The 25405-nt window shown below is 54.4% G+C and carries 19 protein-coding genes and 1 other RNA gene; 13 read left to right on the top strand and 7 right to left on the bottom strand.

Features of this window, described 5'->3' with window-relative positions; all coding sequences use genetic code 11:
- Positions 1-47 precede the first annotated feature (47 nt).
- Positions 48-422 carry a YraN family protein gene (locus ACPXV9_RS15250; RefSeq protein WP_423898851.1) on the bottom strand — a complete coding sequence of 125 codons (375 nt, stop codon included), beginning with the start codon at positions 420-422 and terminating at the stop codon, positions 48-50.
- Positions 423-456: 34 nt separating this feature from the next.
- The gene (locus ACPXV9_RS15245) at positions 457-2361 is read right to left on the bottom strand and encodes a penicillin-binding protein activator (protein ID WP_423898849.1); all 1905 of its coding nucleotides are present in this window, start codon (positions 2359-2361) and stop codon (positions 457-459) included.
- A 35-nt stretch (positions 2362-2396) separates the two neighbouring features.
- On the opposite strand from ACPXV9_RS15245, the gene rsmI reads away from it, so the two are divergent.
- The 7 genes from rsmI (at position 2397) to ACPXV9_RS15210 (ending at position 11072) form a co-directional block, all read left to right on the top strand.
- Positions 2397-3230 (top strand): 16S rRNA (cytidine(1402)-2'-O)-methyltransferase, encoded by an 834-nt coding sequence (gene rsmI, locus ACPXV9_RS15240; protein WP_423898847.1) that lies wholly within the window; start codon positions 2397-2399, stop codon positions 3228-3230.
- A gap of 210 nt (positions 3231-3440) precedes the next feature.
- Positions 3441-4970, top strand: a complete 1530-nt coding sequence (locus ACPXV9_RS15235; RefSeq protein ID WP_423898845.1) for an aldehyde dehydrogenase family protein — start codon at positions 3441-3443, stop codon at positions 4968-4970.
- A gap of 30 nt (positions 4971-5000) precedes the next feature.
- Entirely contained in the window at positions 5001-6197 is a 1197-nt protein-coding gene (locus tag ACPXV9_RS15230) for an iron-containing alcohol dehydrogenase (RefSeq protein ID WP_423898842.1), read from the top strand.
- 106 nt (positions 6198-6303) lie between these two features.
- Entirely contained in the window at positions 6304-7677 is a 1374-nt protein-coding gene (locus tag ACPXV9_RS15225; protein WP_423898839.1) for a hypothetical protein, read from the top strand.
- 180 nt (positions 7678-7857) lie between these two features.
- Entirely contained in the window at positions 7858-9105 is a 1248-nt protein-coding gene (locus ACPXV9_RS15220) for a hypothetical protein (RefSeq protein WP_423898836.1), read from the top strand.
- 76 nt (positions 9106-9181) lie between these two features.
- The gene (locus ACPXV9_RS15215) at positions 9182-10558 is read left to right on the top strand and encodes an FAD-binding oxidoreductase (protein ID WP_423898834.1); all 1377 of its coding nucleotides are present in this window, start codon (positions 9182-9184) and stop codon (positions 10556-10558) included.
- 25 nt (positions 10559-10583) lie between these two features.
- On the top strand, positions 10584-11072 hold the full coding sequence (locus tag ACPXV9_RS15210) for an SRPBCC family protein (RefSeq protein ID WP_423898832.1): 489 nt from the start codon (positions 10584-10586) through the stop codon (positions 11070-11072).
- A 52-nt stretch (positions 11073-11124) separates the two neighbouring features.
- Here the strand turns inward: ACPXV9_RS15210 and ACPXV9_RS15205 are convergent, their stop codons facing one another.
- The 4 genes from ACPXV9_RS15205 to ACPXV9_RS15190 form a co-directional block, all read right to left on the bottom strand.
- A complete protein-coding gene (locus ACPXV9_RS15205) occupies positions 11125-13116 on the bottom strand; it encodes an acetyl/propionyl/methylcrotonyl-CoA carboxylase subunit alpha (protein ID WP_423898829.1) in 1992 nt (663 codons plus the stop codon).
- 62 nt (positions 13117-13178) lie between these two features.
- Positions 13179-14000: an enoyl-CoA hydratase-related protein gene (locus ACPXV9_RS15200; RefSeq protein ID WP_423898826.1), complete on the bottom strand. Its 822-nt coding sequence runs from the start codon at positions 13998-14000 to the stop codon at positions 13179-13181.
- 38 nt (positions 14001-14038) lie between these two features.
- The gene (locus tag ACPXV9_RS15195; protein WP_423898823.1) at positions 14039-15673 is read right to left on the bottom strand and encodes an acyl-CoA carboxylase subunit beta; all 1635 of its coding nucleotides are present in this window, start codon (positions 15671-15673) and stop codon (positions 14039-14041) included.
- A 103-nt stretch (positions 15674-15776) separates the two neighbouring features.
- Positions 15777-17603, bottom strand: a complete 1827-nt coding sequence (locus ACPXV9_RS15190; RefSeq protein WP_423898821.1) for an acyclic terpene utilization AtuA family protein — start codon at positions 17601-17603, stop codon at positions 15777-15779.
- A gap of 161 nt (positions 17604-17764) precedes the next feature.
- Here ACPXV9_RS15190 and ACPXV9_RS15185 point away from each other — a divergent pair, with 161 nt between their 5' ends.
- The 5 genes from ACPXV9_RS15185 to ACPXV9_RS15165 all read left to right on the top strand — a co-directional run bounded on the left by ACPXV9_RS15185 (position 17765) and on the right by ACPXV9_RS15165 (position 24059).
- Positions 17765-18475: a TetR/AcrR family transcriptional regulator gene (locus tag ACPXV9_RS15185; protein ID WP_423898819.1), complete on the top strand. Its 711-nt coding sequence runs from the start codon at positions 17765-17767 to the stop codon at positions 18473-18475.
- Positions 18476-18526: 51 nt separating this feature from the next.
- A complete protein-coding gene (locus tag ACPXV9_RS15180) occupies positions 18527-20041 on the top strand; it encodes a class I adenylate-forming enzyme family protein (RefSeq protein WP_423898816.1) in 1515 nt (504 codons plus the stop codon).
- A 207-nt stretch (positions 20042-20248) separates the two neighbouring features.
- Positions 20249-21883, top strand: coding sequence for an AMP-binding protein (locus ACPXV9_RS15175; RefSeq protein ID WP_423898814.1), 1635 nt, complete (start codon positions 20249-20251; stop codon positions 21881-21883).
- A gap of 85 nt (positions 21884-21968) precedes the next feature.
- Entirely contained in the window at positions 21969-23000 is a 1032-nt protein-coding gene (locus tag ACPXV9_RS15170) for an alpha/beta hydrolase (protein WP_423898811.1), read from the top strand.
- A 51-nt stretch (positions 23001-23051) separates the two neighbouring features.
- Positions 23052-24059 carry an AraC family transcriptional regulator ligand-binding domain-containing protein gene (locus ACPXV9_RS15165; protein WP_423898808.1) on the top strand — a complete coding sequence of 336 codons (1008 nt, stop codon included), beginning with the start codon at positions 23052-23054 and terminating at the stop codon, positions 24057-24059.
- Positions 24060-24067: 8 nt separating this feature from the next.
- On the opposite strand, the gene ACPXV9_RS15160 is transcribed toward ACPXV9_RS15165, so the two are convergent.
- Entirely contained in the window at positions 24068-24769 is a 702-nt protein-coding gene (locus ACPXV9_RS15160; protein ID WP_423898806.1) for a substrate-binding periplasmic protein, read from the bottom strand.
- 185 nt (positions 24770-24954) lie between these two features.
- Between ACPXV9_RS15160 and rnpB the strand changes: the two genes are divergently transcribed.
- Positions 24955-25317, top strand: an RNA gene (rnpB, locus tag ACPXV9_RS15155) — RNase P RNA component class A.
- The last annotated feature ends 88 nt before the right edge of the window (positions 25318-25405 follow it).

The raw sequence follows: 25405 nt of genomic DNA, 5'->3' as shown, positions 1-25405 counted from the left end.
ACGTACACATACACATATACATACACATACACATATACATGCTCATGCTACATGCCGAAGGCATTTTCCAGCCAGTCGATGTCTGGCTGGTTTAAATCACCGCTGATGCTCACGACATCAAAGCGACAGGGATGAATGTTGTTTTTATCATGTTTTTGCAAGAAGTATTGTGCCGTGCGTATTAATTTTTGTTGTTTGCTGGCGGTGACGGTTTCACTGCCGCTGCCGAAGTAATTTTGTTTGCGATAGCGCACTTCGACAAACACCAGACAGCTTCCGTGCCGCATGATCAAATCCACTTCCCCCAGTTTGCAGCGGAAATTTTTCTTCAGGGTGGTCAGGCCCTGCTGCTGCAGAAAGTGTTCGGCCGCTTGCTCGGCGCTGTCGCCGACCTGCTTTGTGGTTTGACCAAATTTCAGCACAAGGGTTCTCGGATGGTTTCAGTCAGTGAGAGTGTCAGTGGCTGACCGTCAGCGGCAATAGCCGGGCGGCTCCGCCGCGCATCTGTGCCCAAATCTGCTCGCGCTCAATACGCTGTGCCTGATTCAGACTCAGGGAGCCGGTGACGCCATAAAGTTTGGTGTCCGGGATTTCCTGCATCTGGCGCAGGCGCGGATACAGGTGGTAGCTGTCGACGCCCAGTGCGTAGAGGCGCTGGTACGAAGGTGCCGGATTGGCCGCCTGCTGTATCAATTGTTTCTCGGCGCTGTCGTCGTCAAAGAACCAGGGCAGCGTGGTAAAGCGGATGCCATTGAGGTCGCGATCCTGTTTGCGATCCGACTTGCCCGTGTAAATGTGACTCGAGGCATAGACCGGCAAATCGCTGGCGTAGTGAAAATCCAGCGTCGGTTTGATCTGGCGGGCGTCGTCGTGACGGGCGATCAGGAAAATCATATCCACATCCTGACGACGACGCGGTTCGAATTCCATGCGCTGATTCAAGACGTCGCGCAACTGGCGATAGCGAATTTCACTGCCGGAGACATTGAGCGCGCCTTTGATGACACTGGAATAGTCTTTCTGACGCGCATAAAAGTCCGTACTGACTATGGTGCCGCCGAATTCTTCCCAGACTTGGCTGAAAGCGTCGGCGCTGCGTTTGCCCCAGTTGGCGTCGGTGCCCAGAATCAAGGCGTTGCGGTGGCCTTCGACCCAGGCGCGCTGGGCAATCTGGCGGGCTTCGTCTTCCGCAGACAGACCGAACTGGAACAGATTGGCGGGTGCTTCGCTGCTGGCCTGATCAATGTAATTCACTGCCAGAGTCGGTAGGGGCAGGCTATCCATTTGGTGCAGGCTGGCGACATTGTTTTTGCTTAAAGGGCCAACGGCAAGTTCGGCGCCATTGCTGGCTGCGGTGTACAGGGTTTCGACCACGTCACCTGAGGCGGTGTCGTAAAAATCGATAATCGGTACCTGATTGCCCTGAACGATTGCCTGATAATGCGCCGCCATAAAACCGTTGCGTATGGCATTGGCGGCACGGCTCAGAGGCCCCTGTTGCGGCAGCATAATGGCGACGCGGCGCGGGCGCTCGGCGATCAATTGTTGCAGCAGTTGCAAGTCACTGGGTAGTTGCACGCTGGCTGGATGGCCGGCCCATTGCAGGCGCCAAAGCTCAATGTTGGCCTGTTGCTTTTCCAGATTGGACTGGCTGTCTTTGCTGATCAGTGCCAGTTGATACCAGCCACGCAATTCCAGATTGGCGGATGTTTCACTGCGCTTTTTCAATTCGGGCAGGGGCATGCTCATCAGGGTACGCCACAGCGCGTTGTGGTTCGATAAATCCAGTGCCGGCTGGGTTCCGGAGGTGGTGATCCCGGAAATATTCAACAGGGGGTGCAGTGCCAGGCGTTCGCGCACGCTGGCATCGGGCTCACCCAGAATCAGAAAAATATCGGCGCGTCTTTGCCTCAGGGTGATCTGATCCTGTGGCTCGATACTGGTCCAGAGTTTGTCCAAACGGGGCTCGGTTAAAATCCGCTCGGCCAGAAAGAAGGAGTCATCGGCCAGAGCGATATCACTGAACAGCAGGGTGTAGCGAATAAAATCCTGATCGTCGAGCACCGAAGGCGGAATCGATTGCAGCAGGTTGCGCGCCCAGTGCAGCTCCTGTTGCTGATATAATGCCGCCGCCGCTTGCAGCAGCAATTGTTCTTTTTTGGGCGAGATGCTTTGCTGAGCCTGTTCTAGCAAGGCGTTGACGTCCAATTGGGGCTGGATCTGTGGTTGTGGTTGATACACCGGTTCGAGATTGGCCGGTGGCCGGGGCTGGCTTTGACAGCCCAGCAGTCCGAGCAGGACAAGGCTGAGTATGGCTGGGGTTGGCAAACTGAAACGACCCAGTGCGGTGGTGAACTGCATAATAATGTTAAATCCGATTTGACGAGGATGGATGTATGACGGAAGCGGCGCTCTACGTCGTGGCAACCCCGATTGGCAATTTGGCCGATATGGTACCGCGAGCCATAGAGGTTCTCCAAACGGTTGATGTGATTGCCGCGGAAGATACCCGTCACAGCAGTCGCCTGCTGTCTCACTTTGATATCAATACGCCATTGCTGGCGTATCACGACCACTCCGATGACCGGCGTACCCGCATGTTGCTCGAGCGTTTGCAGGCGGGACAGTCCGTTGCCCTGATCTCCGATGCCGGTACGCCCCTGATCTCCGACCCGGGTTACCGTCTGGTGCAGGATGTGCGTCAGGCGGGCATCCGGGTGGTGCCCATTCCTGGGGCCTGTGCTCTGATTGCGGCGCTGAGCGCTTCCGGTTTGCCATCGGATCGCTTTACGTTCGAGGGTTTTTTACCGGCCAAATCCGGTCAACGCAGCAACCGTTTGCACACCCTGCAGGCAGAACCCCGGACCATGATTTTCTATGAGGCGCCCCATCGTATTGAGGCCAGTCTGGCGGACATGGCGCAAGCTTTCGGTGAGGATCGCCCCGCGGTGTTGGCCAGAGAGGTGACCAAGACCTTTGAAACCATCGTTGGCGGGTCTCTGGCGGAGCTGGTGGCGTTTGTTTCTGCCGACAGTAATCAGCGCCGGGGTGAAATGGTGGTGCTGGTGGAGGGGGCGCAACGAGATAGCAGTGCGCTGGATGCCGAAGCCGAGCGGGTGATGACCATTCTGTTGGGCGATTTGTCGGTCAAGCAGGCCAGTGCCCTGGCGGCAGAAATTACCGGCGTAAAAAAGAAACTCCTGTATCAGTGGGCGCTGCAGCAGGATTGATCAGAGGTTAGCCTCTGAGTGAGTCAATGTCCCCAATGGCCCTTGTTGTTGTCGGCCAGATTGCTGCTTTCCGTGCCGAATAGAACCGGAAGCTGGCCGGCAGAGATTGTCCCAAAGATTAATTCAGCATCTATACTGGATCGATTCCCCCGGTATTCCGCGGGTCTTAACACAAAAAATAATGTCATAAATGTGTAGGAGGACAGGTGTATGGGAGACCAACAAGGGTTGCCCCAATTCCCACTTTTCATTAATGGAGAGAGCTGCGAACCCACAGGCGGTGTTTTCACTCCAGTAATCAATCCGGCCACAGGCGAAACCATCGCAGAGATTGCCCAAGGTACTGCAGAAGATGTAGATACCGCGGTAGCCGCTGCCCGTGAAGCCTTTGAAAATCCTGAGTGGCGCAAGATGAATCCTGAAGATCGTGCGGCACTGCTCGAGCAGTGTGCCGGTGTGATCATGCAAAATATGCAGGAACTGGCCGTGCTGGAATCCACCACATCCGGTGGTACGCTGGCGAGAACCATGAATCTGGATCTGATGGTTGTGGTAGACGTGTTTATGACACTGGCGGAAGAAGTCCGCAACTACCCGTTTGTGGAAAACCTCAAGCCTCGTCCTGTTCCTGAACTGACTCAATCGGCGGTCTGGAAAGAGCCGATTGGTGTGTGTGGTTTGATTACCGCCTGGAATTTCCCGCTGTTGCTGCTGTCCTGGAAAGTCGCCCCAGCACTGGCCGCCGGTAATACCATCGTATTGAAGCCTGCTGAAATTACCCCGACCTCTACCGTTCGCATCGTTGAGCTGCTCAACAGCGTTCTGCCCAAAGGCGTTCTGAATGTGGTTACAGGTAAAGGCTCCGTTGTCGGTGAGCGCCTGAGTGTGCACCCGGATGTGGACAAGATCTCCTTTACCGGTTCTACCGCCATGGGTAAGCACGTACAAACCAACTGCGCCATGACCATGAAACGCTGTACGCTGGAGCTGGGTGGTAAGGGCCCGGGTATTGTACTGCCGGACGCCGATCTGGATCTGACCGCGCAGGGCGCGTTGTGGGGCGTTTACATGAACGCTGGCCAGGCCTGTGAATCCGGTACCCGTCTGTTGGTTCATGAAGACGTTTACGATGAAATGGTCGACAAGCTGGTTGCTCTGTCCGGCAAAATTATTCTGGGTAACCCGATTGAACCGGCCACCGGTATGGGCCCCATGTCCACCGAGGCACATTTCAATACCGTAATGGATTATATCCAGTCTGCCCGTGACGAGGGTGCCCGCATTGCCTGTGGTGGTGAGCGCGCTGTGGTCGAGGGTTGTGAAGGTGGTTTCTTTGTCGAGCCGACCATTATTGCCGACGCCACCAATGATATGAAAGCTGCCCGCGAAGAGATCTTTGGTCCAGTTCTGTGTGTGATCAAGTACTCCTCTGTTGAAGAGGCCCTCGCCATTGCCAATGACACCGAATACGGTTTGTCTGCCGGTATCTGGACCCGCGATCTGGTTCTGGCTCAGGAAATGGCCCGCGATCTGCGCGCCGGTTCCGTGTGGATTAACGATTGGCACATGATTCGTACTGACGCCCCATTCGGTGGCTACAAGCAGAGTGGTTACGGTCGTGAGTTTGGCAAATACAGTCTGGATTCTTATCTGGAAACCAAGGCCGTGAATATTGCCTTCCAGCGCGACCCAATGGCTAAGCCAATGCAAACGCTGCTGCACACACACCTGCTGGGTTAATCCAAGAGAATAAGAATTAGAGGCTAAATCATGTCTAGAACTGGATATTTCCAATACAACATGCGCACTGTGGTACACAGTGCCGTCGGCGGTATCGTCCGCTTGCCCAGCCTGTTTGATGGTCTGGGTGGTAAACGCGTACTGCTGGTCAGCGATCAGGGCTTGAAGTCCGTTGGTATTGTTGATCAGATCGTTCGCGTATTTGAAAACAACCCCTGTGGCACCACCGCGCAACTGGTCGGTGTATTCGATGGCATCACTCCGGATGCGGGTTCCAAAACCGTGAATGCCTGTCTGGCCTATGCCCGCGAAGTGGCAGCCGACGCTATTCTGGCTGTGGGCGGCGGCAGTGTGCTGGATGCGGCGAAAGGCGTTAAGTACTGCCTGCATCACAACCTGACGGATATCAAGGCGGCCATCCCCGCGGGTATCAAGCTGGATATGTGGCCAGCCATCCAGCCGATGGATATTCCGCACATCGCGGTACCGACTACTGCCGGTACGGGTGCTGAAGTGTCTGCGGCGGCTGTTTTCTATAACGAAGAACTGGGTATCAAAATCAACTTGGCGGTGCCGTTTATCGATGCCGATATCGCGGTATTGGATGCCAATCTGACCGTTGGACTGCCCAACTTCCTGACTGCATCCACCGGTATGGACGCATTGACTCATGCCCTTGAGGGTGTCTGTTCACCGGCGGCCAACCACTTTACCGATGCCCATGCGTTCCTGGCCGCTCAGCTGATTGAGGAAAACCTGCCCAAGGCGGTTGCCAATGGTAAAGATATCGATGCTCGTCACACCATGCTGCAAGCCAGTACCATGGCCATTGATGCCTTTATTAACGCCTTGGGCGCGATTCCTGTACACAATTGTGCTCACGCCTTTGGTGGTCTTTATCATGTGCCTCATGGTGATGCCAATGCCGCATTGCTGCCGGTAGTCATCGAGTTGTTGCCTGAGTTCTACCTGCCCAATGCCGAGCGTCTGGCCAAGGCGTTGAACCTGCAGCCGCAAGGCACTCCAGAAGAGACACTGGAGAAAGTGGTTCACCGTCTGCGCTACCTGCAACAGCAGATTGGCTGTCACACCAACTTCAGCAAGTGGGGCGTCAAAGCCGAGGATATGGAGAAAATTCTGGTGGCGATCTCTTCGGATCCAACCTATATGTTCTACCCGATTCCTCAGGATCGCATGATCAAGATTGCCGAAGCCATGATTGGTTAAGCGCAGTCAACCTGAAAACAGCCTCTTTATGAGGCTGTTTTTTTATTCCCCTTCGCAATCTACAAAAACAATATTTAACAAGACAACAGAATAAAAATAATTGCCGATGAAGCCCTTCATTGTTCGCCGCCTGTGCTGGGCGCTTGCCATTTTGACGCTGTTATTCCATGCCCTGGCTGTTGCTGAGCAGCGCCCTACGATTCGCTTTGGTTGCCTCAGTAGCGAGGATATGCCTGATTACCAGTATGCCCTGAGCGTCTATACCCAAAGTTTTGATCGTCTTGGTTATGACTTTGAAATGTCGTCGGCTGCCACCAGTGAGATTATCCGACGGCTGAATGATGGAACCCTGGATGGCGATTGTGCCCGCAACGAAAGCTTTACCGATTACCCCGGGGTGCCGACACTGCTGAAAACCCGCACCGCCGGACGGCAGGTGTATATGGCGGCGTGGAGTTTGAGAGAAAACTGGCGGCCGGATTTGCTGCGGCTCGAAAACCGCAAGACATTACGGTTCGGATTTATCCGGGAGATGGTTTATCTGCAGCGCTTATCCCAGCAGATGGGGTATGAGCGGGTTACCCTGTTTGACTCGGTCGAACAGGGAATCGCCCAATTGCGTGCCGGTACGATTGATGTCTGGCTCGATTATGAGGCCGTATTCGGTGGTGAGCGGCGAACCCTGCTGGATAACGACATCCGCATGGTAGGTGCCCTAGTAACCTATCCGGTGTATCCGTTTTTGCTGGAGAAACACCGGGACTTGATCGAGCCTCTGTCGCGGGAGTTGGCTCGTCAGACCGCTTTCCGTCCCTATGAGCACGATTTTAATCTCAGTCAGGCACAGGATAAGCGCCGTGAAAAGGGCTTGTTATTTGCGTGCCCTTTGTCGGAAAAGGTACCGATGTTCAGACTGGTTGAGCAATTGTACCGCGATGCTTTTGCCGCTCTGGGCTACGAATTTAAAATGGTATCGCTGCCTCTGGTGCGTTCTGAGGCGGAGCTTCAGGCGGGGCGAATCGATGGCAGTTGTGCCCGGGGGGCGGCGTTTATGGCGCGACACCCGGAGGTGGTCAGGTTGCCTGGTGTAGAGATGCCAACGTCATATCAGGTGTGGGCGCTTTCACCTGATATCGGTTTTCGCAATCTGGCTGATCTGCAACGTCATGGTGGCCGTGTGGGTCTGGTCTGGGGCGATTATCAGCTGGAAACGGTGTTAACAGAGGCGGGCATTGAGCGCTTATACACCGCCAATAGCACCACAGTGGGTTTAAAAATGCTGGCAAGCGGTCAACTCGATATGTTTGTTGGCACAACCGCCAGTGTTCAGAGTGTGATCCAGTCGCTGAAAATCACCCGGCCTCTTTACATGGTCGGCGATGTGCATCAGGCGACTGTTTTTCCGGTATTAAGGAGCGGTTTAGAGGCTCTGGCAGAGCCACTGGCAATGCAGTTGCAACGTCATGCCAATGGGTTGTGAGAATGGTGCTAAACTGCTTAAAGTCAATAGCCGGATGAAGTCTGAGCTCTCTTGCAAATGAATCAATCCATCCGCTGTATTTTATTCCTTGCTGTTTATGTTGTTCTCTTGGGAGGTGTGCAAAACGCCTCTGCGGCTGAGCGACCAACAATCCGCTTTGCCTGTCTCAGCAGTCCTGATATGCCGGATTATCAATACGCGCTCGGTATCTATTCCCGTTTTTTTGATCGCCATGGATACGATTTTGAGATGGTTTCAGCCGGTCCGGCTGAAATTGTTCGCTTGCTGAGTTCCGGTGAGGTGGATGGCGATTGCGCTCGGGCTGAAAGCTTTGGCGAGCGTATGGGGTCACTGCCGCTGATTAAAACGGAGGAGCCGCTACGGCAGGCTTATATTGGAGCCTGGACCACCAAACAGAAATGGCGTCCGGATTTGCTCAATGTGGAGCACCGATCGACACTGCGATTTGGCTTCGTGCGCGGTATTATTTTTCTGCAACAGCTGACCTCGAGTATGGGGTTTGATCAGGTTGTAGAGCTGGATTCCACAGAGCAGGGCGTAGAGCAATTAAAGGCCGGAAAGATCGATGTCTGGTTGGATTATGAAGCCGTTTTTGGCGGTGTCCGCAGTCAGTCTCTGGACCATGACATTCGTCTGGTTGGCGCACTGGCCTCTCTTCCGGTGTACCCGTATCTGTTGCAGCAGCACCGTGAGCTGGTGCCGCTTTTGTCGGATGAGATCGCTATGCTGGCCAGACAGGAGCCTTACCAGCACCATCGCAAAAAGGTTGGCGATGAGGGGGGCGGCAGAGGCCGACCAATAGTGTTTGTCTGCTCACTGGCCCGCGAGGTGCCCGTTTATGATCAGATTTACAGCAACTATTCTCAGGCATTTGCGGCGCTGGGTTATCGCTTTGAAATGATCCATTTGCCCATTCTCAGGGCGGAGGCAGAGCTTTTATCGAATCGTGTGGATGGCAGTTGTGGTCGCGCCGCTGATTTTTTCAAGATCTGGCCTGAGATCGTCAAAGTGGCTGAGCCTGTGATGCCGGTTACTATTCAGGCGTGGTCTCGCAATGTCAGTCTGCAGGTGGGCGGTAGAGACAGCTTTAGAGGCAAGGGTTATCGCGTGGGTGTGGTCCGAGGGACACATACCATCAAGCATCTGCTGATGCAGTATGGGCAAAAGCATTTGATTCATGTGACTTCCCCAATCATCGGTATGAAAATGCTGGCGGCGGGGCGATTGGATATTTTTGTCGACAGTGCCACCAGCGTCCGCAGTGTGGTTCAGCGCATGGGCATCAATCAACCGCTGTATATGGTTGGCAATCTTCATCATCTGGATGTTTATCCCGCACTGAGGCCGGGTCTTGAGGCGCTGGCACAACCGCTGGCCAGGGAACTCAAAAGCCTTAACGCTTTCTGATAGTTTTCCCAGATCTTCTGTCACCGGTCGATGCTATGCTTCAACCCAGAGTGACCTGTTCAGTAATGAGGTTGTTATGACTGCTGTCTTGCTTGACTCGCTGGCTGCCATTGTTGGTGCCGCTAACATACTTAGCGGGGATGATGTGACGTCCCGCAATGTCGATTTTTTTTCGGATGAAACCTGCCAGGGGCTGGCCATTGTGCGCCCGGCAAACACGGAGGAAGTGGCAAAGGTGATGGCGCTGTGTCATCAGCACCAGCAAAAAGTGGTGACCATTGCCGGTCAAACAGGGATGGTCAAAGGGGGGCGAGCGGCTGCCGACGAGTTGTTTGTCTCCCTCGAGCGAATGAACCGCATCGTTGAACTGGATCCCCAAAGTCGCACCCTGACCGTTGAGGCCGGAGTGACCATGCAAGCCGTTCAGGAAGCCGCGGAAGCCGCGGGCTTTTTCTATCCTGTCGATCTGGGGGCGCGCGGCAGTGCCACCATCGGCGGTAATATCGCCACCAATGCTGGCGGTAACCGGGTCATCCGTTTTGGGATGACAAGAGATCAGGTGCTGGGGCTGGAGGTGGTTCTGGCCGATGGTACGGTGATGTCGAATCTGGGGAAACTGCTGAAAAATAACACCGGCTATGACCTCAAACAGCTGTTTGTGGGTTCTGAGGGTACTTTGGGCATCGTTACCAAGGCCGTGTTGCGGCTGCGCCCGGCGGTCAAACAGAGTCATGTGGCCATGTTGGCCGTATCGGAATTTGCCAGCCTGCCCGGGATCTTGCAACGGGTTGATGAAGAGTTGGAAGGCGGGCTCTGCGCGTTTGAGGTGATGTGGCAGGAATTTTTTGATTGCATTGCCGAGGCCTATCCGGATAAAACTCTGCCATTGCCCCCCGGGAGTGCTTTTTATGTACTGGTGGAACAGCTGTCGGGTGATGACGGTGAGCGCTTGCAGCAAGTCTTGATGGCGCTCTATGAGGATGGTCTGATAGAAGACATTGCCCTGGCGCAATCCGATCGGCAGCGCCAGGCAATCTGGGAAATTCGTGACGATGTGGAAACCATCAGTGAACAATTGGGCGGTGTCGGTATAGGCTACGATGTCAGTTTGCCGATTGCCGAGATGGATGATTACATCAACACTCTGAAGGCGAATTTGGCAGAAGCTGATTCGGCCAGTCGCTGTGTGGCGTTTGGGCATATGGGCGACAGTAATTTGCATTTGGCCATTGCTTACAAAGACAATAGCGAATCCGATAAACTGGAAATCGATCATCTGGTTTACGGGCCGTTAAAAAACATTCAGGGGTCCGTGTCTGCTGAGCACGGTATCGGTCTGACCAAAAAAGCCTATTTGCCACTGTGTCGAAGTGATGCTGAAATTGGTTTGATGCGGGGGATCAAACAGGTTTTTGATCCGCTGAATATTATGAATCCGGGTAAAATTTTTTAATTGAATCATTAATGGAATAACAACAATGATGCTGTTTAGCTGTGTCCCTGTGGAATTGGATTTTATCTGTGAAGCGCCACTGGTGTTTGAAAATATTATTGAGGTGGATGCCACCCCTGATGATGTTTTCGAGGTTTTGACTGATGTCGACAGCTGGCCCAAATGGTTTTCCGGTATGACCGACGTAAAATGGTTGACGGATGCGCCTCATGGAGATCGCTCCCAGCGTCAGATTTCCCTGATGGGACTGGTCAAAGTCGATGAGACGTTTCTTTGTTGGGAGCCTGGCAAACGCTTCAGTTTTCGTTTTGAGAAGCAGAACGCTCTGTTGGCCAAAGCGGCCATTGAAGACATACAGCTTGAGCCGCTTGGTGATGGTCGCTGTCGCGTTAATTACTCGGTTTATATGGAATTGCCCAAACCCCTGTCACCTCTGGCGATTATATTAAAGCCAGTGCTGGGTCAGATTTTTAAGCGCGGCGCCAAGGGATTGCAGAAATATTTGGCGAAATAGGCTGGGCTGCCGTCATTGCGAATCACTGAATGACTCGCAATGACGAGCGGCGTTATTCCGCTTCTTCAATCTCCAGAATCACCACCCCGGACGCCACCTGATCACCGACGTTGGCGTTAATCGCCGCAACGGTACCCGATACCTGCGCCTTGAGGCGGTGCTCCATTTTCATGGCTTCCATAATGGCCACGTCGTCACCGGCTTCAACCGTGTCGCCAACCTTCACCATCAGCTCGAACAGATTGCCGTGCATGGGCGCGGTGATGCTGCCACTGCCCGTCTGGGTTTCATCACCTTTGGTGTAGGCCAGATTATTTTTCAGCACCTGAGCGTTGCCGTTGATCTGGATGCCCACTTCACCGCGGCTGAGGACACTGAACAAAATGTCTTTCTGGACCTTGTCGATCAACAGACGCAGAGTGCCTTCGGTTTCTCCAAGACTGCTTACCTGATGGTCTTGGCCGTTAACCGTGATGGTCAGTTCGCCGCCGCGTTGAGATTGGACATTGACCTTGGTGGTGTTGTCCTCATCGAGATCGTATTCAAATTGCGTAGCAATACTGGAAATGGCATTGAGATAGCCCAGACCGCCAATGTTGGAGTTGGTGGATTGCACGGAATCTTCACGACCCAGCTGATACTGAATAAAGGCGGCTGCGATCAGGTGCTCGTCTGTCGCCGGCGCTTTTTCTGGGCCCGCGGCAAATTCCTGTTCGATAAACGCGGTGGTGGCTTCACCGCTGGCAAAGCAGGGGTTGTCGAGCACGTCGATCAGGAACTCGCGGTTGCTGGTCAGACCAAACAGTGAGGTATTTTGCAGGGCACGTACCAGTCGGCGGCGAGCGATATCGCGGTCTTCACCCCAGGCAATGATCTTGGCGATCATGGGATCGTAGAAGGGCGATACGTCCTGACCCTGCAGCAGGCCGTGGTCTACACGAATGCCTTCGCCCGTCGGTGGCAGCCAGGTTTGGGCGGTGCCGGAGGCGGGCAGGAAGTCATTGAGGGTGTCCTCGGCGTAGAGGCGCACCTCAATGGCGTGGCCGGTCAGGGCAACCTGTTCCTGGGTGATGGGCAGCGGGTAGCCCTGAGCCACTTTGAATTGCATGGCTACCAGATCCTGGCCGGTGACCATTTCGGTGACCGGGTGCTCTACCTGCAGGCGGGTGTTCATTTCCAGAAAGTAGAAGTTGTTGTCGGCGTCGAGCAGGAACTCGACGGTGCCGGCGCCCAGATAGTTGATGCTCTTGGCGGCGTTCACCGCGGCGGTGCCCATGGCCTCGCGCAGTTCCGGTGTCATCACCGGGCAAGGTGATTCTTCCACTACTTTCTGGTGGCGGCGTTGTACTGAACAGTCGCGCTCACCCAGGTGGATGGCGTTACCGTGGCTGTCGCCAAACACCTGAACCTCTACGTGACGGGGTTCCATCACGGCTTTCTCAAGGATCAGTTCGCCGGAGCCAAAGGCGTTTTCCGCCTCGCTGCGGGCGGATTTCAGCGCGGTTTCCAGTTCGTTCATGTCGGTCACCAAACGCATGCCGCGACCACCGCCACCGGCGGCGGCTTTGACCATAATGGGTACGCCGATTTCCTGAGCGGCTTTTAGCAGCACCTCGTCACTTTGATCTTCGTCCTGATAACCCGGGATGCAAGGCACGTCGGCGTCGAGCATGCGGCGCTTGGAAGCCGCTTTGTTGCCCATGATGTCGATGGATTCGGCGCTGGGGCCGATAAAGGTGATGCCTGCCTCTTCACAGGCCTTGGCAAAGTCGGCGTTCTCGGAGAGAAAACCGTAACCCGGGTGAATCGCCTGAGCACCGGTTTTCTGTGCAGCGTCGAGGATCTTGGCCGGATCGAGATAGGATTCCTTAACGGCGGCGGCGCCAATCAGAACGGCCTCGTCGGCCATTTGTACGTGGGGTGCGCCGGCGTCTGCCTCTGAGTAAACGGCGATGGTGCGGTAGCCCTGTTGTTTGGCCGAAGAGATTACACGTACTGCGATCTCGCCGCGGTTGGCTACCAGAATACTGTCAAATTGAGCCATGATAAGTTGCTCCTGAATTCTTAAATTCTTTTGTGTGTTTGTTCGATGTCTTTGACTGGCTGTTAGGCCCAATTGGGTTTGCGTTTTTCGGCAAAGGACTTCATGCCTTCGCGAGCTTCGTCTCCCAGCATGGCGTCGGCAAAGCGCTCGGCGGCAAAGGTCACCAGCTCATCGCCCTGCAGATAATGGCTATCAAGAGGGTCACAGGCGTTGATGATTTGCTTGGTCAGATCTACCGCACCGGGTGCACACTTGCGGTTTTGGGCGATAATCTTTTCGGCCATGGCATCCAGTGCCTCGCGGTCTTCCACCACGTGATGGGCAAAGCCCAGTCGTCCCGCCTCGATGCCGTTAAAGTGTTGTGCGGTGAGCAGCAGGCGACGGGCCTCAGAGGCGCCGATGCGCTTGATGACAACCGGAGTGATTTGCGCCGGCGGTAAGCCAATGCTTACTTCGGTCAGTGAGAAGCGCGCGTCTTTGGTGGTAACCACCACATCGGCAATGCAGGACAAGCCCAGACCGCCGGCCATGGCAACACCTTCAATCAACACCACAAACAATTGCGGCAGGGCGTGCACGGCCTTCATCAGTTGGCCAAAACTGGCGTTGAAATCGACGATCTCCTGTCTATCGACACCACCCTGAAAAATGGTTTTAAACATTTTCAGGTCGCCGCCGGAGCAGAAGGCGCCGCCTTTGCCGCGCAGGATTACGGTGCGCACGCTGCTGTCATCGGCCAGCGCCTGCAGTACGGATAACAGCTCTTCGGTCAGCTCGGTGGACAGGGCATTTTTAACCTCCGGACGGTTAAACCAGATGGTCAGTGCTTCTTCCTTCTGCTCCAGAATCAGGGTGTTCAGTTCCGGTAAGTTTGCAATAGGCATCTCTGAGTTCCTCTTTTGTTGCTGGCTCACATTCGGGCTTACATGCGACCTACGCCAAAGGCGTTGGGGCTGAGGTCGCGCTGTTCGGCTTCCCAGCAGGTTTGCAGAGCCATGCCCAGAATCTTGCGGGTATCGCGTGGGTCGATCAGGCCGTCATCGAGCATGCGACCGGAGGTGTAGAAGGCGCCGGACTGGCGGTCGTAGAGCTCGATCACGCGGGCCTCGACGGCGGCAATTTTTTCTTCATCGACTGGTACGCCTTTGCGGGCGGCGCCGGCACGGGTCACTTCGGTCATGGTCTTGGCCGCGGATTCGCCGCCCATAACGCCAATCTGGGTGTTGGGCCAGCTGAAGACGAAATCCGGATCGTAACCCTGGCCACACATGCCGTAGTTGCCGGCGCCAAAACTGGCGCCAATCATCATGGTCAGGCGGGGTACGCGGGCGTTGGTCACGGCCTGAACCATCTTCGAGCCGTGCTTGATCATGCCCGCCTGTTCGGTTTCGGTGCCCACCATGTAGCCGGTGATGTTTTGCAGGAATACCAATGGGGTATGGGCCTGATCGCAGGTCTGGATAAATTGGGCGGTCTTGGTGGCGCCTTCGCAATCGATGGGACCGTTGTTGGCAATGATGCCAACGGGCATGCCATAGATTTTGGCTTGCACACACAAGGTGGCGGGGCCGTAGGCCGGTTTGAATTCCAGAAAGCGCGAGCCATCGACAATGCGGCTGATGACTTCACGGGCATCGTAGGGTTGGCGGTAGTCTACCGGCACCACGCCCAGCAACTCGTCGGGACTGTGCAGCGGCTCCTCAAATTCTCGCGGTGGCTGATTCGGACAGCGGCGGTTGAGGTCCAGCTGCTCAATCAGGTTGCGACAGATAGCGATGCCATGGGCATCGTCTTCGGCCAGATATTCCACCAATCCGGACTTGGTGGCGTGCATTTCGGCGCCGCCCAGTTCGTCGTCATTGGCCACTTCGCCGGTGGCGGCTTTCAGCAGGGCGGGGCCGGCCAGATAGGCTTTGCCGTTGCCCTTGATGCCAATCACGTAGTCACTCAGGCCGGGCATGTAGGCACCACCGGCGGCGGAGGCACCGTGCAAAATGGCAAAAGTGGGCAGGCCTGCGGCGCTGAGTCGAGCTAGTCGGGCAAACACGCCACCGGCGTCCATCCACATTTCCACTTCGTATTCAAACAGGTTGGCGCCGGCACTCTCCACCAGATGCACAAACGGCAGCTTCTGCTCCAGAGCAATGTCCATGGCGCGGGAGGCTTTCTTGGCGGTGGTGGTGGTCATGGAACCGGCGTTGATGCCGGAGTCGTCTACTAAAATGACACAGCGGGTGCCAGAGATAAAACCAATGCCGCTGATGGAGCTGGCGCCGCCAACGGATTTTTCCGGATCGTCGGTATCCACCAGATAACCGGCAATATTGTTCAGCTCCATAAACGGCGTACCCGGGTCGATCAGGCGGGTCAGGCGCTCGCGCGGAAGCAGTTGATTGCGCTTCTCGAAGCGCCCCTGCGAGGCGTTGGAGATGGTGGCGGCGTGATCGGTGATGCCGTGCAGCTGGTCCACCAGCGCCTGCATATCTTCGCGATTCTGGTTGAAGTCGTCGGATTGCGTGTTAACGCCGGACTGAAAGGGAGGTACGTTGCTGGTCATTTCTTTTGTCCTGTTATTTATTCATGTCATCCTGAGCAGCAGCGAAGGATCTCCGAGAGATTCTTCCTCTCTGCGTTCCTCAGAATGACAGGGAAGGAATGTATTAGTTAATCGCTCGAGCTTTACTTGCTAGTGATTTCGGTATTGCTATCGACTCTGCCAGCAGCAATTGGGCGTAGCCTTTGCCCTGAGCGTCGTAACGCAGGCTGGCGATACCACCGCCGCCAAGGATGTCGTGCAGCAAAAAATTAAAGGCGTGGCTGCCAGGCATATAGAAGCGCTGACAGGGCTGATCCTGCTCGGGGGTCAGGAAGTGAGCGAAGTAGTTGGCTACATAGCTCTCGGTCAGCTTGGCGGCGATGTAGGGTACAAACGCTGCATCGCGGGCAATGATGCCGATGTTGGCTTTATTGCCCTTGTCGCCACTGCGGCCCCAGGCCAGGGCTTCCAGAGGGACTTCAATCATTTCTTCGTCGTCACGGGCAGTCGGTACGGCGTGAGCGCTTGGGCTACTGGTGGCTTGAGGGAGCGTGTCCTTGCAGGTAAAGGATTCGCCATTGATTTCAACGGTGATGTCCACATCCTGCTTGGGTACCAGCAGGGAGAACAGGCGCACCACCGGAGAAGGCTTGGCGCGTCCTGCGCCGGTAAAAGCCACCAAACCGGGAGGTGCGGTCAGGGCAACCCCGGTCATTTCTTTCAGGAAGATGCCAATGGCTTTGGGGTTGGGGTGCTTGGCGGCAATTTTGATGTCTGCTTCGCGGACGTCTGCCTGTTGGGCGGCGGCACCAAAGTGGGTTTCTGTACCGATGATTTCAATGCTGGTTTCGGTCAGCGGCCCCAGCCCCAGTTGTTCCAGGCGGGTTGCGGTGCGCTTGAACACAGTGTCGGCGAACAGTCTGGCTTTGCGCTCGGCGTCGCGGCCGTACATGGCCCAAATTTGTCCGGAGCGGAAACCGTCTGACCAGGTGGCGCTGGTTTTGTAAGAGTCGGGTGCACCATGGCCGCGGGCGCCAGTGACACGTACCCGGTTGGTGTCGATTTCGTGGAGCTCAACTTCAGAGAAGTCGCAATTAACATCGGGCAGTTGGTAACGCTGCGGATCGCCAATTTCGTACAGCATCTGCTCCGCCACGGTGCCGTTGGTCACTGCACCACCGGAGGGCTCGGGCTTGAACACATCAAAACCGCCGCAGGCAGAGACTTCCGCCATAGGGTAGCCGGCATCGGCAAAACTGTTGTCCAGATCTTCCCAGTCGGTGTAGTTGCCACCGGTGGCCTGGGTGCCACACTCGAGAATGTGGCCGGCGAGGCTGGCCTGTGCCAGTTTATCGTAGTCGTCGCGCTGCCAGCCAAAGGCATGGATGCAGGCGCCCAGAGTCACGGCACTGTCCACGCAGCGACCGGTGACAACAATGTCGGCGCCCTGATCCAGAGCCTTGGCGATGGGGAAGGCACCGAGATAGGCATTGATGCTGGCGACTCGCTCAACCGCCGGAAAGCTGTCACCGGAGAACATTTCGCGGTCTTCACGGGCGGCAAATTCTTCGGCGCGATCAATCAGATCGTCGCCCAATACCACGGCCACGGTTAAATCCAGCCCCTGCTCTGCAATGATGGCGTTGAGGGCGGTGGCACAGGCGCGGGGGTTAACGCCGCCGGCATTGGCAATCACCTTGACGCCCTGGCGAGCAATTTCCTTGAGGTTGGGCTTCATCGCCACGCTGACAAAATCGGTGGCGTAACCCAGGTCATCATCGGCTTTGCGGGCGCGGGCCATGATGGACATGGTGACCTCGGCCAAATAGTCGTAGACCAGATAGTCCAGCTTCTCGGTAGCCAGAAGTTGGGGGGTTGCCAGGGCGGCATCGCCCCAGAATCCGGAGGCACCACCGATGGTGATGGTCTGGTTTGAGGTGTTTGGGCTCATAACACTTGCTCCAAATTGACTGTAGTGAATGGCGAGTGCCAAAAACGATTTAATGCAATGCTACAATTAAAATTGAGTGTTGCTCAATCTTTTTTTGAGTATTACTATAAAAAAATATTCTTTTACTCAATAAGGGTGGCCTTTGTATGACGGAAAAAGCCGTGGCAGACACAAATATAGATGGCAGTAGAGCGCCTGCGCCGGGCTCGAAAGAGGCCGCCATTATGGATGCGGCCATTTATCTGTTTGCGGACAAGGGTTTACAGGAAACCTCAACTCGTAAGATCGCGGCTGAGGCCGGGGTATCCGAGGGTACGTTATTCAATCTGTTCGGATCCAAGCGCGAGCTGATGCACGCTATTCTGGCCAATATGTATCAAGACCTGACCCGCAAGGCGACCGAAGGGTTTCGCGACATTCTGGGCACCCGGGATCGTCTGCAATTTTTAGCCGAAAATCATATTCGAACCCTGCAGGCGGATAACGGCCTGTTTATCCGTTTGGTACACAGTTATATCGGCAGTGACTTGAGCAATGTCGTGGATGTCACCAAATCTCAGCTTTATAAGCTTAATCAGGCCTACACCTGGGTATTCGATCTGGCCATCAAGGAGGGTATTGAGCGCGGTGAGATTCGCAGTGATACGGTATTGCCGGCGGCGCGTGATCTGTTCTTTGGTGGGCTGGAGTACTGCATGAGAACCATGTTTGCCCACGAGGTGGATGAAAAATTCAAAGACTACATTCACTCAGTGGTGGAGCCTATCTGGTTGGGTATCAAGGTCCAGTCGGAGGCGTCGACTGGCTCGGGTCAGCATTTGCTGGATGTGTGTGAACGGCTGGAGCGGGTGGCAGATAAGCTGGAAAGCTGACCCCGGAAGTGGCCAGCAATTTCAAAAAATAACAATAAAGAGGTAGAGACAATGGCGACTGAACTGCAAACCAATTTGATCCAGCGTATCGCTATGGGCGATGTGCTGAGGCGTCGCAGTGTGCAGCATGGCAATGACGAGGCGGTTGTCGACTTCGTTGCCGGTGAACGGCGAGCAATCCGTTACTGTGATCTGAATGAGCAGGCCAACCGCTTTGTCTGGGCCATGCGTGAGCAGGGCCTCAAACAGGGGGATACGGTGGCCATCATCGGTGAAAATTCACCGCAGTTTCTGGTGGCGCTGGCCGGTTGTTTCAAGGCAGGCTTTACCGCTTTTCCGATCAACTACCTGCAGTCGCCGGATGATCTGGCCTATGTGATGGAGCACTCAGGAGCCAGTGCCTTGCTGGCCGATAACAGTTTGCACCCGATTGCGGCTGGTTTGCTGGATTCGGCCTCCGCCAAAGAGGTGGACGACATCATCATTGATGACAACGATACCGCCGTCATTATGTACACCAGTGGCACCACTTCGCGCCCCAAGGGGGTGATGCTGTCCCATAAGGCCATTTATCTTTCGACCCTGAACGGTGCGGTCACACTGGGAGCTCGTGCCGGTGAATTCAACAGCCTGTCGGTGTTGCCGCTGTTTCATATCACCGCGTTGATGTTTGCCCTGACGTGTGTGCATCTGGGGTCCAAAATCGTTTTGATGAAAGCCTTTGATCCGCAGCAGGCATTGGACCTGATGGAGTCAGAGAGCGTTAACTTTGCCATTCTATTGCCATTGATGTGGCGAGCATTATTGGCTTCCCCCGGCTGTCGTGAGCGGGATTTTTCAAAACTCAAATTTGGCCTGTATGGCATGGCGCCGATGGATGGCGCCACCTTGAAAACCCTCAAAGAAGTGTTTGAGTGTGACTTTATTCTGGGCTCCGGCCAGACCGAAATCGCGGCCGGCTGCACTTTCTTTCAGGATAAGTGGATCGGTTTGAAAGAGGGTAATTACTGGGGTGATGGCTCCATTTGCTGCGATCAGGCGGTGATGGACGATCAGGGCAATCTGCTGCCACCGGGTGAGGTGGGTGAGATTGTCTGGCGCGGGCCGCAGGTCATGACCGGCTATTACAAGAATCAGGACGCCACCGAAGAGGCTCAAGCCTTTGGTTGGCACCACTCCGGTGATCTGGGTTACATCGATGAAGACAATCAGTTGTGCTTTGTTGATCGCAAAAAAGACATCATCAAAACCGGCGGTGAAAATGTGTCGTCGGTGCTGGTAGAGAGCACCGTATTGTCGGTGCCCGGTGTGGCCAATGTGGCGGTGTTTGGTGTGCCTCATCCCCGCTGGGGCGAGGCCGTGGTAGCGGCCGTTCTGGTCGAGCCGGGGGCTGAGGTGTCTCAAGATGATGTTGTGGCTTGTTGCAAGAATCAATTGGGTGGCTATCAGGTGCCGAAAAAAGTGGTGGTCCTTGAGGCTTTCCCGATGACCGCGACGGGCAAGGTGAAGAAGAACGAAATTCGCGATGCCCATGCGCACCTGTTCGAGTCGCTTGGGACGGTTTAATGAGGGTTGCCTATCCTGTTGGGTTTGTGTTGTGACCAATATTGCTTTTTGGGTCGAAAACAGTGACCACTGTATGTCCGTTTCGGACTAGCGCGGGTGACTCAAAATCACTAGACTTCCGATTCTTTATAAGTTTGCTATCGGGATTTTTCCGGGTAGCACGCGTACTGAACTTCTGAATAATGTAGATAATAGCGGAGAGCGGTTATGGGTGAAGCGGTAAAATCCCCCCTGGAAATGTTTTACAAGTGGGAGAAAGAAACCCCAAACAAGGTTTGGTTGCGTCAGCCCAAAAACCTGGAGTGGACGGAATACACCTGGGCGGATGTGGCACGTCAGGTGCGTAGCATCGCTGCATTTCTGAAAAGCAAAAACTACCCTGAGGGTAGCCGCATTGCCATCTGGTCTTCCAACAGCAAAGATTGGCCGATTGCCGATCTGGCGATCATGCTGGCCGGTCACATCAGTGTGCCTATTTACCCGGGTCAGGATACCGGTTCTGCCAACTACATTTTTAACCACAGTGAAACCAAGCTGGTATTTGCCGGTTCCTTCGATCAGGCGGACAACATCAAGGACGCACTGACCGATGACATGGAAGTGGTGGGCTTGTTGGGTTGCACCGTTGAGTGTGCGACGACCGTGGAAGAAATTTGCTCCTCCTTTGAGCCTTACACCGAGTCTCCAATTCCCAACCCGGATGATATTTTTACTCTGGTTTACACCTCTGGTACCACCGGCAATCCAAAGGGTGTCATGCACATGCATAAGACCCCGGGTCATGTGGTTCCCGGTCTGACCAGCACTTTCAGAATGGAAGAGGAAGACAGCCGCCTGTTTTCTTTCCTGCCAATGTCTCACGCCGCTGAGCGTATCATTGTTGAGTTGTCCGGCCTGTACAGTAATTCTGTGGTTTCTTTCTCTGAAGGTCTGGCCACTTTCGGTGATGAAATTCGCTCCGTACAGCCAACGTTCTTCTTTGCTGTGCCGCGCCTGTGGGTCAAGTTCAAACAGGGTGTGGACGCCAAGATTCCACCTGAGGCTCAGGCCGGTCTGACCGACGAGCAGAAGCAGGGCATTGCCCAGCAGTTGGGTCTGTCCAAGGCGCGCATGATTCTCACGGGTTCAGCGCCTTGCCCGAAAGACGTACAGGGCTGGTTCCTGGATATGGGTATTCCGCTGCGTGATGCTTACGGCATGACCGAGAACTTTGTTCACGGTGTGGGCTGGATCCACAACGATCAGCCGAAGCCAGGTTGTGTCGGTCGCCCATTTGATGACAATGTTCAGGTTCGTATCTCCGATGCCGGCGAAATCCAGTTCAAGAGTCATGGACTGATGAAGGGTTACTATCTGAACCCTGAAAAGACCGAAGAAGTGTTTGATGATGGCTGGTATTGCACCGGTGACTCCGGAAAAATTGATGAAGACGGTAATCTGTGGGTGACCGGTCGCGTCAGCGAAGTGTTCAAAACGTCGAAAGGCAAGTTTATTGTACCGACCCGTCTGGAGCAGTTCTTTGGTCGCAGTAACGATCTGGGTCAGCTGTGCATTATGGGGCATGGTAAGGATCAGCCTATCCTGTTGGCGACCCCTTCTGAAGCGGGTGCTGCCCTTGATGAAGTGCAGTTGAAATCAAACCTTGAAGCTCTGCTCGAAGAGATTAACTCTGAAGTTGCAGCCCATGAAAAGGTTGCCATGATTGGTGTGACGCCGGAGTGGACCATTGAAAACTCTCTGTTAACGCCGACCATGAAGCTCAAGCGCAAGCAGATCGAAGACGCCTATATCGATCAGATCGATGCAAACTTGGGTAAAGCTGCGGTTGTGGTTATGCAGTAATCTGCAAACTTGTGGCAGTATTGAAAAGAGGGCTCAGGCCCTCTTTTTTTATGCTTACTATTTTGTGAAATTCAGGGGCTTATCGATGAACAGATCTTCACCCAAGCTAACTCAGCGTTTGACGCGTTTGCTGTGGACCGGGGCTTCGGCTGGCGAACCCTCTGACAGAGGTATGGTGGCAGCACAGGAAAGGGTTGTGGCCATGCTGGGGTATACCAAGGCGTTGCATGAGCAGCCCCCGGAGAAATGTCGCAAGACCTATCTGTTGCTGGATAAGCTGTTTGGCGGTAATAAATCCAAGCTGCCTGCGGTGTTTGATCGCCTGATCGACACCGATGGTGACCCCATGGCCTTGCGCATCTATAAATCTGAGCGGGCGATAGCGCGTAAAGACAATCCCTGTCTGGTGTATTTTCATGGCGGCGGTGGTGTGATTGGTGATTTGGACACTCACGATGGGTTTTGCCGTGAGGTAGCCGCGCAATCGGATTTTGTGGTGGTCAGTGTCGATTACCGCAGGGCTCCTGAGTTTCCCTTTCCTGTGCCGGTAGAAGATTCCATTCGCGGCTGGAATTGGGTGTGTGACAATGCGCAGGATCTGGGTATTGATTTGAGTCGCACCGGTGTTGGTGGTGACAGTGCTGGTGGCTATATGGCCACCTGTGTCTGTCAGCAGGTTAAGTTGCGCTCGCTGTCGGTTGTGCCGCAGCGAATGCCGGCCTATCAGTGGCTGATTTATCCTATGCTCGATTGTCGCTTGGAGACTCCGTCGACCAAGAGGTGCACCGAGGGCATGGTGCTGACTCGCGCTGACATGGCCTATTTCTTTGATCATTTGTTGCCGCCGCCACTGGATCGTGCCGACAGGCAAGTCAGTCCGGGATTGAATCCGGATCTGCAAGGATTGCCAAAGACCTACCTGATCACGGCGGGTTTTGATCCGTTGGAAGACGAAGGCAAGAATTATGCTACGGCTCTGGCTCAGCAAGGGGTCGAGGTTGATGCTGAGCACGTTGCTGATGTGATGCATGGCTTTATCGGTTTTGTGGGGGTGTGTCCCACTTCAGCCACTTATGTTCGTCAATTGATAGAAAAATTAACCCAGCAGGTTGTTTGATTGGATGGGGTTGGAATATTATGGCGGCATTAGAATAAAGCATGACCGAATATGACGACCTACTCCTCTTTGCCAATTTGGATGGACGCTGCAATAGCGTTACTCAATGCCCACCCCAAAGGTGTCGTCCCCGATATTAATCTTGAGGACGATTCATCCGGGGAGGGCTTGCCCGGGCGAGTGAATGTTGAGGTGATTGCCGATGCCTGGCGTCAGGCGGCAGAGGTCACCGGTGACCCGGCTATTGGTATTCATGCGGTTCAGGATTATTTTCAACCGGCCAGTTGGCGCTCTATTGGTCTGGCGATGTTGTGCAGCTCTTCCCTGCGTGAGGCGTTTGATCGCCTGGTGCGCTACAGCGTTTTCCTTACTGATGCCGGCCGCTTTTTAATTAGCGAGGGCGATGGTTATACCGAAGTGTATATTGAGATGGATCCGGATCCGGCGGTGGTTGGCTATGAGGTGCTGGATTTTGGTGGTGCGGCCATTCTGACGATGCTGCGCATGATTTACCCAGGGGCCCTCAATCCTCAGGTGGCCTATCTGTTTCGCCCGCAACCTCAGGATGTGGCACCCTACCAGAAGTGTTTTGGCGAGGGCGTGATTTTTGGTCAGAACAAGATGGGCTTTCGCTTTTCTCAAGAGCAGATGAATGTGCCGTCACTGGCGCCCAATAATGAGTTGGCGCTGATTCAGGATCGTCTGACGGAAGATTATATCGCCCGCTTGAATAACGACTCCGTCAGCTTAAAGGCCAAGCATGCCATTATTGCCATGTTGCCCAGTGGTGAGGTAACTGCGGTTGAGGTGGCCGAAAAACTCAATATGAGCGTGCGTAATCTGCAGCGCAAATTGAATGCTGAAAACTCCAGCTTTAAGGATTTGCTCGAGGAAGTTCGTCGCGCCATGGTATTGGAATATTTGATGGACTCCCGTCATTCAATGAATGAGATTGCCTATCTGCTGGGCTTCTCTGATCACAGTAATTTTGCCCGCGCCTTCCGGCGCTGGTTCAATATGTCTCCCTCGGAGAAGCGCCGGGAACTGCTGTCCGAATAGCTATCAGGCTAGGGAATGATATCCGAAGACAATAGCTGAGGGTCTGGCTGCATGTAATCGGGTATCGGGTGGCGGCCATAATGCCGTTGCAGAATCGTCTGATATTTTCCTGACTGTTCCATTGACTTGATCTCTTCAGCCATTCTATCCAGCAGGTCTTTGTTTTTACTCGATTGATGCGCCACCAGATAGATGGGGTTGAGTGCGAAGTTCAACTGTTGCAGTTCTTGAGTATGGTCTCCGAATTTGGGTTGAATGTGATCAATGTAACTTTCGTAGGGCATGTAGATCCCATCTACCCTCTTCGACAGCAATAGCTTTACCAGACTGTCCAGCGAGGCGGCTTCAATCACATTGATTTGATGGCTGAGCAGTATGTTCTTGGATGACGAGCCCCGTTTTATGGCGATCTGTTTGCCTGCCATATCCTTCAGGGACAGATTGTCTTTATTCAGGTCTTCGCTGGGGTAATAGAGTACCGTTCGAGCATAGGTGACAATTTTGATGGCGATAAAAGGAATGTCGATCAGATCCTGGGTGACCCCCAGATAATAGATGTCGGGATTCTTTTTAAACCGGTGAATGGCCCGTTTTCTCGGCAGATATTGGAACTCGGTATCGGCGTCCATTTGCTGGAAAAGGCTGTCAAGAATTTCTTCAACAAGGCCAGAGCCATCCCCCTGAAGAAAGGGTGGGTAAGTGGCGGTCACGATGGTGCGTGTTTCTGCTTTTACCGTCAGGCAAAAAACAAAAAGAATAAGGGGTAAGATTTTTCGAAGCACGTCGGCAGACCTGTGGTTTTTTTTGATTATAGAAAGAAACTGACGCTACCGATGGAATTAATATTGCCGTTTATGACTTGCGAAGTGGTTTGGTCGGGGGTAATCTGCGCCGCGGAGTTGGTCAGGCAATCGCTGCCCCGTTTTAAGCGGGGGAGAGGAAAGTCCGGGCTCCAAAGGGTAGAGTGCCAGGTAACGCCTGGGGGGCGCGAGCCTACGGAAAGTGCAGCAGAGAGCAGACCGCCGATGGCCCTTCTCACGAAGGTGCACAGGTAAGGGTGAAAGGGTGCGGTAAGAGCGCACCGCGCAACTGGTAACAGCTTGCGGCATGGTAAACCCCACTCGGAGCAAGACCAAATAGGTTTCCTACAGGCGTGACCCGCGCTGGAAACGGGTAGGTTGCTGGAGCCATAGGGTGACTTATGGCCTAGACGAATGATTGTCCACGACAGAACCCGGCTTATCGACCAACTCCCTTATTTTTCTTCGAGCTTTTACTTTAGCGGTTCCGATCACGTGCAGGTGTGCCGGGTTCTGTCGCGAGCAGAGCTCGATCCGCTGTTTTTG

This window comes from Candidatus Pelagadaptatus aseana (assembly GCF_040362265.1).
Taxonomy (GTDB): domain Bacteria; phylum Pseudomonadota; class Gammaproteobacteria; order Pseudomonadales; family Cellvibrionaceae; genus Pelagadaptatus; species Pelagadaptatus aseana.
Note: the sequence above shows the minus strand (reverse complement) of the source record. Positions and strands in the feature narration are given on the sequence as shown.